Source organism: Sphingomonas sp. (assembly GCF_019635515.1).
Taxonomy (GTDB): domain Bacteria; phylum Pseudomonadota; class Alphaproteobacteria; order Sphingomonadales; family Sphingomonadaceae; genus Sphingomonas.
This window is the reverse complement of record NZ_JAHBZI010000001.1, coordinates 1,882,267-1,894,966: the sequence shown is the minus strand read 5'-3', so window position 1 is coordinate 1,894,966 and position 12,700 is coordinate 1,882,267. Positions and strand designations below refer to the sequence as shown.

Below are 12,700 nucleotides of genomic sequence, written 5' to 3'. Positions count from 1 at the left end.
GCACTGACCATGGGGTCTCCGGGCTAGTGATTTCAAAAAGCGGATGGCGGTGCCGATCGCGTCAGCGAAGCAGGCGAAATCCTGCACAGGGCATGTTTTAGCCCAGGATTTAAACGGTGGATGTCTGGCGCGCGGTGGTGGCGCCCGCGTCGCGCTCATATTCGTCGGCCAGCGCCTTGAGCGCGTTCGCGGTTTGATAGTCGGCAATGCCGACCGCCAGCCGCCGGCATTGCGCGGCCTTCACCCGAAGCTTCTCCGCTTCGTCCAGCGGTAGCCCGCCTTCCGCTTCTTCGAAATTCTTGTGCATCAAGCCTTAACCACCCGCTCCGTGCGGCAGTAACGTTGATGCAGATCAAGAGTTCCGGCCCATTCCGTAAAAAGATGCATAGCGCAAAGGGCGCCCGGACCACGGCCCGAACGCCCCCCGCCGCGGCACCCAAAGGGAGGAAGATGCCGCTAGCCTTGTCTCAAGTCAGGCCGCATCGGCCTGGTGCGTGATCGACGCGGGCTCGCCGACGCCGTTCACTGCGATCTTCTTGGGTTTCATTGCCTCGGGGATCTCGCGGACCAGCTCGATCACCAGCAGGCCATCCGACAGATCGGCGCGCTCGACACGGACGAAATCGGCCAGTTCGAAGCGCCGCTCGAAGCTGCGGGTGGCGATGCCGAGGTGGAGATAATCGCCCTGATGGTTCTCGTTCTCGCCGGCCTTTTTGCCGGCGACGAGCAGCAGGTTCTGCTGGGCGGTGATGTCGATCTCATCGGACTTGAAGCCGGCGACGGCCAGCGTGATCCGGTAGCGATCCTCGGCGATGCGCTCGAGATTGAACGGGGGATAGTTTTCGCTAGCCGACTGGCGCGCACTGGCTTCGAGAAGATCGAAGAGGCGGTCGAAGCCGATCGTCGAGCGGCGGAAGGGGGTAAAATCGAACTGACGCATTCAAAGCCTCCATTGAGCGAGTTGAACATGTAAAAGCGGCGCCCGGCCATGCCGCCGCGCCACGGTTCGCGGCCCATCCGGCGCCGCGATATCTGAAAAATGGGTAGGGGGTTTCGCGGTTTCAAGAGCGGCGAAGCGAGGCGCAAACGCGCCCGGCAAAGCCAGTTTACGGCTTTAGATAGATTCGCTTTGTGGCTAAATCATATCAATTGAGTGGAGATTAAGCGCGCCACAAAAGAGGGACACCTTCATGCGCCTTGCCAAGCTCACCTTGACACTGCTCGCCGGCATCTCGCCCATCGCCGCGCACGCCCAGATCGTCACCGCCCAGCCGGTGGAACAGGCGCCTCCGCCGACGCCCGGTGACGCGGACCGCACCCCCGAGGATGTTCAGCGCAGCTCGGTCGCGTCGGACATCGTCGTCACCGCGCGGCGCCGCGAAGAGCAGGTGCAGAACGTGCCGATCCCGATCTCGGTGGTGGGGGTGAAGGAGCTCGACAGCACCGGCAGCTTCAACGTCCAGCGCCTCCAGCAATTGCAGCCGACGCTGCAATTCTATTCGTCCAATCCGCGCAATTCATCGGTCAACATCCGCGGCATCGGTGCGCCCCTCGGGCTTACCAATGACGGCATCGATCAGGGTGTCGGCGTCTATATCGACCAGGTCTATTTCAGCCGCGTCGCGGTCGCCACGCTCGACTTCCTCGACGTTCAGCAAGTGGAGACGCTGCGCGGGCCGCAGGGCACGCTCTATGGCAAAAACACCGTTGCCGGCGCGATCAACATCACCAGCAAGGCGCCGAGCTTCCATTTCGAGGGCCGGGCCGAACTCAGCATCGGCAATCTCGAATTCAAGCAGGCCAAGGCGTCGGTCTCGGGCCCGCTCAGCGACAGCGTCGCGGTGCGCCTGGGCATCTCCTCGACCAGCCGCCGCGGCACGATCTACAACGTCGCGACCGGCAATTATGTCAACGCCCAGGACAATATCGGCCTGCGCGGCGCGATCCTGTGGAACGCCGCCGACAATCTCAAGCTGACGCTCTCGGGTGACTATAACCGTCAGAATCCCGAATGCTGCGCCCAGATCTATGTGCGCTACGGCCCGACCCAGCGCGCCGCCAACCGGCAATATCCGGCGCTGACGGCGGCCTTCAACTATGCCGTGCCCAGCACCGATCCCTTCGACCGGCTCACCGATGTCGATGCCGAGCTTAGCGCGCGCAATGTGCTGGGCGGCGTCTCGCTGCGCGGCGAACTCGATCTCGGCTCGGGCACGCTGACTTCGGTCTCGGCGTGGCGCTTCTGGGACTGGGGGCCGAAGAATGACCGCGACTTCACCGGCCTGCCGATCACCACGCTCTCGCAGAATCCGACGCGGCAGGACCAGTTCACCCAGGAATTCCGCTATGCCGGTGAAGGCAATGGCTTCGATTATGTGATCGGCGCCTTCGGCTTCTATCAGGACATCCACACCACCGGTTCGCAGCGGCAGGGCCCGGCGGCGAGCCGCTGGCTGCTCTCCCCGAGCAATGCGCTGTCCAACGATCCGAGCGTGTTGGACGGGCTGACCGCCGAAAACGACATCCGCCTCAAGAATTTCAGCGGGGCGCTGTTCGCCAAGTTCAACTGGAAGCTGGGCGACAGGTTCACCCTCTCGCCGGGCGTGCGCGTCAATTATGACGACAAGGTCGGCAGCTATGTCAGCGTCGTCCGCGATTCAGCCGGGGTGCTCGTGCCCTATAGCGGCGGCACCGCGCGGCAGGCGGCGCAGCGCGAGGCGATCCAGCCTCAGGCGTTCACGGGCGAGGCTTATCGCGCCTGGAACGTCTCCTATGATCTGACCGCGTCGTACAAGCCGTCACGCGACGTGCTGCTCTACGCGACCTATGCCCACACCTTCAAATCGGGCGGGCTCAACCTCAACGGCGTTCCCGTCGTCAACGGCGTGGTCCAGACCAATCTGGCCCAGGTCGCGCCCGAAAAGGTCGATCACTTCGAGATCGGCGCCAAGACCCAGTTCTGGGACCGCAAGGCGACGCTCAACCTCACCGGCTATTGGACCAGCATCAAGGATTATCAGGCGGTCGTGAACAACGGTTCCACCTCGACGCTGCGCGGCTATCTGGCGAATGCGGGCGAGGTCCGGGTGCGCGGCATCGAGGCCGATTTCTCGCTGCGGCCCACGCGCAACCTCAGCCTCTATGTCAACGGTGCCTATACCGATCACGAATACGTCAAGTTCGTCAACGCGCCGTGCCCGCCCGAGCTTTCCGGCGGCACCGCCGCGCCGGTCGGCAGCGCCGGCGGCACGCCGGGGGTGCCCGGCCAGCTCAGCCCGGTAGTCTGCGATATCTCGGGGCAGTGGCTGCCCGGCATCTCCAACTGGGCCTTCTCGTATGGCGGCGAATATAGCCTGCCCGCAAAGGTCTTCGATCTCGATGGCGAATTCTATATCGGCGCCGACGCCAGCACGCGCTCGAAATTCTCGTCGAACGCCTCGCGGTCGATCTACACCGACATCGATGGCTACACCCTGGCCAATGCCCGGATCGGCTTCCGCACCGGTGATTTCAACATCTTCGGCTGGGTCCGCAACGCGCTGGATGCGAAGTATTTCGATCTGCTGGCGACGACGCCGGGCAATACCGGCCTGATCGCGGGCAATCCGGGCGATCCGCGAACCTATGGGCTGACGATCAGCAAGGCGTTTTGACGGACACGAGCTTGCGCCGTGCCATGGCCGGGCGGCGCGGGAGGGGAGGAGGGGCGCGCACGCATGCTCCTCCTCCTTTTTTTATCCTCCCCGGCACGGGGAGGGAGACCATGCGCAGCATGGTGAGGGGCGTGCCGCAAAGGATTCGCTTGTGGAGAGCCCCTCCGTCACGCGCTCCCCGGTACCGGGGAGGATTGAAACGCGAAACGGCCGGACTGTTTCCAGCCCGGCCGCCTGCGTGACGATTGCGCGTCAGCCCCCTTTGTCAGGCCTCGCCCACGCGCCCGTTCTTGCCAACGAGCGGGACTAAGCCCTCCCCGAACCACGGCCATTGCTGCCTGCGTTTCGACAAGCGTGTTGCTAGGGGCCGATCCCGGGTTTGTCACCGGCTTTGGCGGGGCCTGCGACACTTTGGGATCACCCTGTGTCGATTCCGCAACAGCCCTATGCACGATGGGAATTGGCCCAAGGCGCGCCGTGCCGCATTGCCAGCGGGAGCGAACCTGCCCTAGAGCCACGGGCGATGACCCAGCGTCTTTCGGAAAACCCATGCTGATTTCGCGCTATGAGCGGATGATCGCCAAACGCTATCTGCTGCCCGGGCGCAGCGAGGCGTTCATCGCGGTGGTTGCCGGTTTCAGCCTCGTCGCCGTCATGCTCGGCGTGGCCGCGCTGATCGTGGTGATGAGCGTGATGAACGGCTTCCGCGCCGAGCTGTTCGACAAGATCACCGGTCTCAACGGCCATGCGGTGGTGCAGGGCTATGGCGGCCAGCTGCGCGACTGGCAGCAGATCGTGGCGGAGGCCAAGGCGCTGCCGGGGGTGACCGATGCGACGCCGCTGATCGAGCAGCCGCTCTTCGCCAGCTATAATGGCCGCGTCGAGTTCGCGCAGATCCGCGGCATGCGGGTGGAGGACATCCGCACCAATCCAGCGCTCAAGGGCAAGGAAGTGCTGGGCTCGCTCAACAGCCTCCAGAATGGCAGCGAGACGATCGCGATCGGCAGCCGCCTCGCCGAATCGCTGGGCGCGACGATCGGCAGCGAGATTTCGATCATCAATCCGCAGGGCGTGGCGACGCCGTTCGGCACCAATATGCGGGTCGTGCCCTATAAGGTCGCGGCGATCTTCGAGGTCGGCATCTATGATTTCGACAAGATCTTCGTGATCATGCCGATCCCCGACGCCCAGACCCTGCTGCTGCTCGGCGACGGCGTGTCGATGGTCGAGATCGACACCAACAATCCCGACAAGGTCGGCACGATCCTCGCGCCGCTGGCCGACAAGGTCGGGCAGCGGGGGCAGATCAGCGACTGGCGGATGATGAACCGCGAGCTGTTCGAGGCGCTGGCGGTGGACAGGATCGTGTCTTTCACGGTTCTGTCGATCATCCTGGTGGTGGCGGCGTTCAATATCGTCTCGTCGCTGATCATGCTGGTCCGCGCCAAGACCCGCGATATCGCCGTGCTCAGGACGATGGGCGCGACGCGCAGCGGCCTGATGCGGATCTTCGTCACCGTCGGCACGACGATCGGCGCGGTGGGCGTGGTCGCTGGCGGGCTGCTCGGTTTCCTGATCATCACGTTCCGGGCACAGGTCACCAAGTTCATCGGCCTGGTGACCGGGCAGCAGATCTGGGATCCGACGATGCGGTTCCTGACCGAGCTGCCGGCGCGGACCGACCCCGTCGAAACCATCGGCATCTGCGTGATGGCGCTGCTGTTCTGCTTCCTCGCCACCCTCTATCCGGCGTGGAAGGCTTCGAACACCGATCCGGTGCAGGTGCTGCGCTATGAGTGAGCTTGACGAACGCGCCGTGGCCGCCGCCGGGCCTGTCCTGCAAACCCGCGGGCTGAAGCGCAGCTTCACCCAGGGCGAGACCACCATCCATGTCCTGCGCGGCGTCGATCTCGATGTCCGCCCGGGCGAGATCGTCGCGCTGCTCGGCCCCTCGGGCTCGGGCAAATCGACATTGCTTCAGGCGGTCGGGCTGCTCGAAGGCGGCTTCCAGGGCTCGATCACGATCGCCGGCAAGGAAGCGGCGCTGCTCGACAATGTCGGGCGCACCGAAGTGCGGCGGAACAGCCTCGGCTTCATCTACCAGTTCCACCATTTGCTGCCCGATTTCAACGCGCTCGAGAATGTCGTGCTGCCGCAGATGATCCATGGCGCCACGCGTGCCGATGCCGATCGCCGAGCCGAGCACCTGCTCGCCACGCTCGGTCTCGGCCAGCGCTTCACCCACCGGCCGAGCCAGTTGTCCGGCGGCGAGCAGCAGCGCGTCGCGGTCGCCCGCGCGCTGGCCAACCGGCCGGCCTTGGTGCTTGCCGACGAACCCACCGGCAATCTCGACGAAGCGACCGCCGACAAGGTCTTCGCCGAATTCCTCAACCTCGTCCGTGGCGAAGGCTCGGCGGCGTTGATCGCCACGCATAACGAGCGGCTGGCGGAGCGGATGGACCGGGTGGTGCGGCTGCACGACGGCGTGCTGGAGTGAGCGAGAGGCGGGGCTGGGTCGCGAGGCTCGGTCTCGCGCTGCTCAATCTGATAGTGCCGGGGCTCGGCTTGCTTCGCATCGGCGCGAAGCGGACGGGGCTGGCGGTGATTGGGGTGGCATTTGCCGCGATCGCCGGCTTGACTGTTTGGACGGCATTCGCGCCCCGGTTTGATATCGCGCTGTTCGTTGGGATAGCGATTGCCTTGGCCGTCTCTGTTTCCGCGATGCTGACGGCTGTTGTTCTGACGCTTATCCGGAGCCGAGAGCGAACGCCGCCGACCGGCCTTTCGCGCTGGCCGATCATAATCGGGATTTTGCTGGCGGCGGTCGTAATCGGCGCGATCTCTCCCACGCCGACCGACTATTTCCATCCTTACTATTTGCCCAGCGAGAGCATGGCCCCGCTGTTGGACAAGGGTGATCGGATCATGGTCGGCACGCGAGATCGTAAACCCGGGCGCGGAGCGGTAATTGCCTATGATCTGAGTGGGGTCGCGCGGGTTGCGCGGGTCGCGGGCTTGCCAGGCGACACGGTCGCGCTGAAGGACGGCGTGGTAAGCATAAACGACCTGCCCATTGTCCAGTTGGGAGCGGGCCAGCGGCGGACCGAGCAATTTCCCGGCGAGCCGGCGCCGCATACGATACTCGACACGGGCATTGGCAGCGGCGATAACTTCCCGGCCGTCCGTATCCCGGCCGAACATCTGTTCCTGCTCGGTGACAATCGCGACAACGCAGCGGACAGTCGCTTCTCACGGGATTCTTTTGGAGCGGGAATGGTGCCATTGCGCGACGTGATCGGCACTGTGCAATTCATGTACTGGTCCAGGAACTCCGCCAAATGGCCTCGCGCCATCGAAGATGTGCAAGCACAGACGGTGCGCGCGAAATGAGTGTCTGGACCGAAGCGCCGACGCTTTCCGTCCGTCACTGCGGCGAATTCTCGATATGCTGATGGCTAGATATGATGGAGGCACCGTATGACCAGGATCACCGAAATCCCCGTCGACACCAAGACCGGTGAGGCCGATCTCTCGGCCTATGCGGGCCAGGTGCTGCTGATCGTCAACACCGCCTCCAAATGCGGGTTCACGCCGCAATATGAGGGGCTGGAGGCGCTGTACCGGAAGTATAAGGATCGCGGCTTCGCGGTGCTGGCCTTCCCGTGCAACCAGTTCGGCGCGCAGGAGCCGGGCGACGCGGCGGAAATCGCGAGCTTCTGCTCGCTCACCTATGACGTGACCTTCCCGGTCTTTCCCAAGATCGAGGTCAACGGGCCGAACGCGGCGCCCTTGTTCGAGCATCTCAAGGCCGAAGCGCCGGGGCTGCTGGGATCCAAGGGGATCAAGTGGAACTTCACCAAGTTCCTGGTCGATCGCGCGGGCAGGGCCGTCGAGCGCTACGCCCCGACGACAAAGCCCGAGGCGATCGAGGCGGATATCGAGAAGCTGCTGTAGCGATCTGCTTGTTGTCCGTTCTCCTGCGAAAGCGGGAGGCCAGAGCCACGAACATCCTCGCTTGCGGCCATGGACCCCTGCTTTCGCAGGGGAACGAAGTGCCCGTGGCGGATCATTTTCGCGCAAGTGGTGGGGCGGGAGGAGGGCGCCCCACCACCGCGCTTGGGGACAGTGTGCGTGGCAAGACGCACCCTAGCACCGCCCCCTAAACCGTCGCCCGCTACCGGTTTCCGGCGTGCGGCAGGCAGATCACATACTGGCCGTTCTTCTCCATCGCCGGCCCGTCGGCATTGTCGTCGCCTTCGATCAGCGTCCGCAGCCCGGCGAGAGCGCTGACCATGCTGGCGGCGCCCTTGAGCGGCTTGCCGCGCGGATCGCGGCGTGGCTTGGGCCGGGCACCGCGAGGATCCCTGCGGCGCGGCGGCGCCATGCGCTGCATCCGCGCCGCGACCGAAGCGGCGTCCCCCGCCCGCCCGAACTCCCGCCAGACAACGCGGAAGCCCTTGGGCACTTCGGTCCAGTCACTGTCTTCGGCGCGGATCATATCGCAGCCACAGCGGTGGCAGATCGCGAAATCCAGGCCCTGATTATGATGATGGATGGTGCCGGCGGTGTGGCCGGCGATCGTACAGAACATGCTCATCTCAGTGCGCTCCCTCAGAGCCCAGAGCCTCGAGACGAAAGGCTGCCAGGGCGCGGAATTGTTCGTCGTCGCATTGAACTGCGATCTCGGGATTCCAGATTTCGAAACTGTCGCCGGTGCCGACGAACAAGGCGTGGCGGCCGATCTTGCCGAGATGGCGCATCGCCGCGGACAGGGTGAGCCGCTTGTCGTCGTGCGGCATCCGGTCGGTCAGCGCGAAGCTGCGCCGCATCCGGTGATAATGGGCGCGGGCATCCTCGCCGCGCGCTTCGCCGTCCAGCCGGCGGCGCTCGTTGCGCTCGGCGAGGCGGATCAGATGATCGCGGCCATAGCCGATCAGGCAGGCATCCGCCTCATGCTTGGCGATCAGGATCTCGGCGGTGTCGCTGGCGATGGCTTCGCCCAGGAAGGCGGGGATGGCGATGCTGCCGTCCGCGCTCACCTCGCAAATCTCGCTGCCCAGAAAAAAACTACACATACTGGCCTCGACTCGGTTTCTCCAAGGCTAACCCGTTGAAATGCTTCCGCATCGTGGCTGCCTTATTCACGCCATATTAGCGCCGAATTCTGGCCCTTCGATGAACCGTTCCGTTTTATCGACGAAACGAATTAACCATGTTGTGCTGCGGATCGGGGCGGGATTCCATTCAGGGCGCATCCGTTCCGAGACTCTGCGCTAAGGGCTGGCCCTGAATAATGCGCGGAATCGCAAGGGTTTTTCCGAAACTTGTGGATGAATGCGGCCGGTACGCTGGCCTTTGCGGGTGGCACGACCTAGCTTGCCGGCATGCCGCACTCGGGATTCGTACCGCTTCGGGTTTTTTCCTGTTTCACCATGCTCGAGGGTGCGATCGAGCCCAAGGCGATCGCCAAGCGCGCGCGCGAGCTGGGCTTTCCGGCGGTGGCGCTGGTCGATCGCAACGGCCTTTATGCGGCGATGCCTTTTTCCGAAGCGTGCATGAAGGCGGGCGTCCAGCCGATCATCGGCACGCTGCTCGCGGTCAAGCGCCCCGATGTGCCCGATGGCGTCGCGGCGCCGATCGACTGGCTGGCGCTCTATGCGCAGGACCAGACGGGCTATGAGAATCTCTGCAACCTCGTCTCGATGGCGCATCTCGACCGTCCGATCGAGGAGGACGCGCATGTCACCTTCGAATCGCTGCAAGGGCGGACCGACGGACTGCTGTGCCTGACTGCGGGCGCCGAGGGCGCGCTGGCGCGGCTCTATGCCGAGCAGCAGGATTCGGCCGCCGAAGCCTATGCCGGGTCGCTCCAGACCCTGTTCCCCGGCCGGCTCTATATCGAGATCACCCGCCGCCTCGACGAGGTCGAAGGCCGCGCCGAGCCCAAGCTGCTCGAATATGCCTATGCCCGCGATCTGCCGCTGGTAGCGACCAACCCGAGCAGCTTCGCCGACGAGGGGTTCCACGAGGCGCATGACGCGATGCTGTGCATCGCCAATTCGTCGTACATCGCCAGCGACGATCGCCCGCGCTCCTCGCCCGACGCGTGGATGAAGCCGGCAAACGAGATGAAGTCGCTGTTCGCCGATCTGCCCGAGGCGCTGGCGAACACGATGGTGGTGGCGCAGCGCTGCGCCTATGCCGCGCCACGGCGCAAGCCGATCCTGCCCAGCCTCGCCGGCGACCGCGAAGGCGAGGCGGCGATGCTGCGCGAACTGGCGCGCGACGGTTTGCAGAAGCGCCTGGAAAAGATCGCGGAGGTTGAAGGTAAGCCAGCGCCCGTTCTCCTGCTTTCGCAGGGGAACGAAGCCGACGTGGGACGAGGTACGGAAGACTGGACCAAGCCCTATCGAGACCGGCTCGAATTCGAGCTCGACGTCATCATCCAGATGGGCTTCCCCGGCTATTTCCTGATCGTCGCCGATTTCATCCAATGGGCGAAATCGCGCGACATCCCGGTCGGGCCGGGCCGCGGTTCGGGCGCGGGCTCGGTGGTGGCATGGGTGCTGACGATCACCGATCTCGATCCGCTCAAATTGGGCCTGCTGTTCGAACGCTTCCTCAATCCCGAACGCGTGTCGATGCCCGATTTCGACATCGACTTCTGCGAAACCCGGCGCGGCGAGGTGATCCGCTACGTCCAGCAGAAATATGGTCGCGACACCGTGGCGCAGATCATCACCTTCGGGACGATGAAGGCGCGCGCGGTGCTCAAGGATGTCGGGCGCGTGCTCCAGATGAGCTACGGCCAGGTCGATCGCCTCGCCAAGCAGATCCCCAACCACCCGACCGACCCGTGGACGCTGGAGCGGACCCTCAACGGCGTCAGCGAATTTCACAGCGAGTATAAGCAGCATGCCGATGTGCGGCATCTGATCGACCTGTCGATGCGGCTGGAGGGCCTGCCGCGCCATTCATCGACCCACGCCGCCGGCGTCGTCATCGGCGACCGTCCGCTCGCCGAGCTGGTGCCGCTGTATCGCGATCCGCGTTCGGACATGCCGGTCACCCAGTTCGACATGAAATATGTCGAGGCGGCCGGGCTGGTGAAGTTCGACTTTCTCGGGCTCAAGACGCTGTCGGTGCTCAAGCGCGCGGTGGAGTTGCTTAGCGACCGCGGCATCGAGGTCGAGCTCGACACGCTCGGCTGGGACGATCCCGAAGTCTATGAGCTGCTCCAGCGCGGCGACACGGTCGGCGTGTTCCAGCTCGAATCGGAGGGGATGCGGCGCACCCTGACGGCGGTTCGCCCGACCAATTTCGGCGACATCATCGCGCTCGTCTCGCTCTATCGCCCGGGTCCGATGGACAACATCCCCAGCTTCGGACACCGCAAGGGCGGTCGCGAGGAGATCGTCTATCCACACGCCCTGCTCGAGCCGATCCTGAACGAGACCTATGGGATCTTCGTCTATCAGGAGCAGGTGATGCAGGCGGCGCAGGTGCTGGCCGGCTACAGCCTGGGCGGCGCCGACATGCTGCGCCGCGCGATGGGCAAGAAGATCAAGGCGGAGATGGACGCCCAGCGCGAGACCTTCGTCAAGGGCTGCGCGGAGCACAACCAGATCCCGGCCGCCAAGGCCAACGAGCTGTTCGACTTGATCGACAAGTTCGCGGGGTACGGCTTCAACAAGTCGCACGCCGCCGCCTATGCGCTGCTCGCCTATCATACCGCGTGGCTCAAGGCGCATTACCCGCACGAATTCTTCGCCGCATCGATGGCCTATGACATCCATCAGACCGACAAGCTGGCGATCTTCGCCGACGATATGCGGCGGCTGGGGGTCGAATGCCTGCCGCCTGACATCAACGCCAGCATGGCCGATTTCTCGGTCGAGAAGACGCAGGAGGGCTATGCCGTCCGCTACGCGCTGGGCGCGCTGAAGGGCGTCGGCGAGAAGGCGATGGAGCAGCTCGTCGAAGAGCGCGAGGCGAAGGGGCGCTTCAGGTCGCTCGACGATTTCGCCAGGCGGGTCGATCCGCGCATCCTCAACAAGCGTCAGGTCGAGACGCTGGCCGGGGCGGGGGCATTCGACAGCGTCGAGGCCAATCGTGCCGGAGTGTTCGCCGCGGCCGAGACGATTCTCGCGGTCTGCCAGCGCACGCATGAAAGCCGGACCAGCGGACAGGGTGGCCTGTTCGGCGAGAGCGAAGCCGGCGGCGGGGCGATCGCGCTGCCCAAGAGCGCGCACTGGTCGATGGCCGACAGGACCAGCGCCGAGAAGGACGCGTTCGGCTATTATTTCGAAGCGCATCCGCTCGATCGCTACGAGCATCTCGCCAGGCTGCATGGCGCGCGGCCACTGATGTCGCTCGGCGAAATCCCGATTCCCGAAGGCGCGCGGATCGGCGCCACCGTCGCGGCGCTGATCGAGGACGCCCGTTGGCGCACCTCGGCACGCGGCAACCGCTATCTGATGGCGACGATCAGCGACACCAGCGGCCAGATGCCGACCACCTGCTTCGACGAGCTGGCTTCGAAGGACATGGAGGAAGCCGCGCGTGCCGGCGGCTGCGCGATCCTGACCGTCGAGCTCGACAAGCGCCCGGGGGAGGATACTCCGCGCGTCACCGTCCGCCGCGTCCAGCCCTTCGAGAGCCTCGCCAACAATGCGCAGATGGTGCTCGAGGTCCGGGTCGACGACGCCCGGGTGCTGCCGATCCTCGCCGGCATCGTCGGCGATCAGCGCGGCGGGCGCGGCCAGATCTTCGTCCGCGCGCCGATCGCGGAAGGGGAGGCGGAACTGATCCTCGGCCGCGACTTCCGCCTCGACGGCGAACTCGCCCAGAAGATCGAGAACCTTCAGGGTATCAGCTGGGCGGCGCTCAAGACCGCCGACCGCGAGCAGCTGGCGGCGGTGGCCTGAACAGTTTGGGGAGAGATCCCCCTCATCCTCCCACCGCCTTCGGCGGCGAGCCCTCCCTCTTCCGTCAAGGGAGCGGGTTTTGCTTGATACGGTATCGTGGAATCTGACTGCTCAGTCCCG

General features: G+C 64.8%; 10 protein-coding genes. 6 read left to right on the top strand and 4 right to left on the bottom strand.

Features of this window, described 5'->3' with window-relative positions; all coding sequences use genetic code 11:
* Positions 1–109 precede the first annotated feature (109 nt).
* Complete coding sequence (locus KF730_RS09525) at positions 110–307, bottom strand: hypothetical protein (RefSeq protein ID WP_294094268.1); 198 nt, start codon at positions 305–307, stop codon at positions 110–112.
* A 165-nt stretch (positions 308–472) separates the two neighbouring features.
* Positions 473–940, bottom strand: a complete 468-nt coding sequence (locus KF730_RS09520; RefSeq protein ID WP_294094266.1) for an Hsp20 family protein — start codon at positions 938–940, stop codon at positions 473–475.
* Between the two features lie 250 nt (positions 941–1,190).
* Here KF730_RS09520 and KF730_RS09515 point away from each other — a divergent pair, with 250 nt between their 5' ends.
* The 5 genes from KF730_RS09515 (at position 1,191) to KF730_RS09495 (ending at position 7,607) form a co-directional block, all read left to right on the top strand.
* The gene (locus KF730_RS09515) at positions 1,191–3,653 is read left to right on the top strand and encodes a TonB-dependent receptor (RefSeq protein WP_294094264.1); all 2,463 of its coding nucleotides are present in this window, start codon (positions 1,191–1,193) and stop codon (positions 3,651–3,653) included.
* Positions 3,654–4,202: 549 nt separating this feature from the next.
* Complete coding sequence (locus KF730_RS09510) at positions 4,203–5,453, top strand: lipoprotein-releasing ABC transporter permease subunit (protein WP_294094261.1); 1,251 nt, start codon at positions 4,203–4,205, stop codon at positions 5,451–5,453.
* Complete coding sequence (locus tag KF730_RS09505; protein ID WP_294094258.1) at positions 5,446–6,150, top strand: ABC transporter ATP-binding protein; 705 nt, start codon at positions 5,446–5,448, stop codon at positions 6,148–6,150. Before KF730_RS09510 ends, KF730_RS09505 begins: the two co-directional genes overlap by 8 nt.
* Positions 6,147–7,043, top strand: coding sequence for a signal peptidase I (lepB, locus tag KF730_RS09500; protein ID WP_294094256.1), 897 nt, complete (start codon positions 6,147–6,149; stop codon positions 7,041–7,043). The genes KF730_RS09505 and lepB overlap by 4 nt, the downstream gene beginning before the upstream one ends.
* A gap of 87 nt (positions 7,044–7,130) precedes the next feature.
* On the top strand, positions 7,131–7,607 hold the full coding sequence (locus KF730_RS09495; protein ID WP_294094253.1) for a glutathione peroxidase: 477 nt from the start codon (positions 7,131–7,133) through the stop codon (positions 7,605–7,607).
* A gap of 220 nt (positions 7,608–7,827) precedes the next feature.
* Here KF730_RS09495 and KF730_RS09490 read toward each other — a convergent pair whose 3' ends face one another.
* Entirely contained in the window at positions 7,828–8,250 is a 423-nt protein-coding gene (locus tag KF730_RS09490; RefSeq protein ID WP_294094251.1) for a hypothetical protein, read from the bottom strand.
* Between the two features lies 1 nt (position 8,251).
* Positions 8,252–8,728: a hypothetical protein gene (locus KF730_RS09485; RefSeq protein ID WP_294094248.1), complete on the bottom strand. Its 477-nt coding sequence runs from the start codon at positions 8,726–8,728 to the stop codon at positions 8,252–8,254.
* A gap of 309 nt (positions 8,729–9,037) precedes the next feature.
* On the opposite strand from KF730_RS09485, the gene dnaE reads away from it, so the two are divergent.
* A complete protein-coding gene (dnaE, locus tag KF730_RS09480; RefSeq protein ID WP_294094246.1) occupies positions 9,038–12,580 on the top strand; it encodes a DNA polymerase III subunit alpha in 3,543 nt (1,180 codons plus the stop codon).
* Positions 12,581–12,700: the final 120 nt, after the last annotated feature.

What these genes read in the sequence shown, in the direction of transcription:
- KF730_RS09525 (WP_294094268.1), bottom strand. Translation starts at nt 307, where the DNA reads ATGCACAAGAATTTCGAAGAAGCGGAAGGCGGGCTACCGCTGGACGAA.
- KF730_RS09520 (WP_294094266.1), bottom strand. Translation starts at nt 940, where the DNA reads ATGCGTCAGTTCGATTTTACCCCCTTCCGCCGCTCGACGATCGGCTTC.
- KF730_RS09485 (WP_294094248.1), bottom strand. Translation starts at nt 8,728, where the DNA reads ATGTGTAGTTTTTTTCTGGGCAGCGAGATTTGCGAGGTGAGCGCGGAC.
- KF730_RS09495 (WP_294094253.1), top strand. Translation starts at nt 7,131, where the DNA reads ATGACCAGGATCACCGAAATCCCCGTCGACACCAAGACCGGTGAGGCC.
- KF730_RS09510 (WP_294094261.1), top strand. Translation starts at nt 4,203, where the DNA reads ATGCTGATTTCGCGCTATGAGCGGATGATCGCCAAACGCTATCTGCTG.
- KF730_RS09505 (WP_294094258.1), top strand. Translation starts at nt 5,446, where the DNA reads ATGAGTGAGCTTGACGAACGCGCCGTGGCCGCCGCCGGGCCTGTCCTG.
- KF730_RS09490 (WP_294094251.1), bottom strand. Translation starts at nt 8,250, where the DNA reads ATGAGCATGTTCTGTACGATCGCCGGCCACACCGCCGGCACCATCCAT.
- dnaE (WP_294094246.1), top strand. Translation starts at nt 9,038, where the DNA reads ATGCCGCACTCGGGATTCGTACCGCTTCGGGTTTTTTCCTGTTTCACC.
- KF730_RS09515 (WP_294094264.1), top strand. Translation starts at nt 1,191, where the DNA reads ATGCGCCTTGCCAAGCTCACCTTGACACTGCTCGCCGGCATCTCGCCC.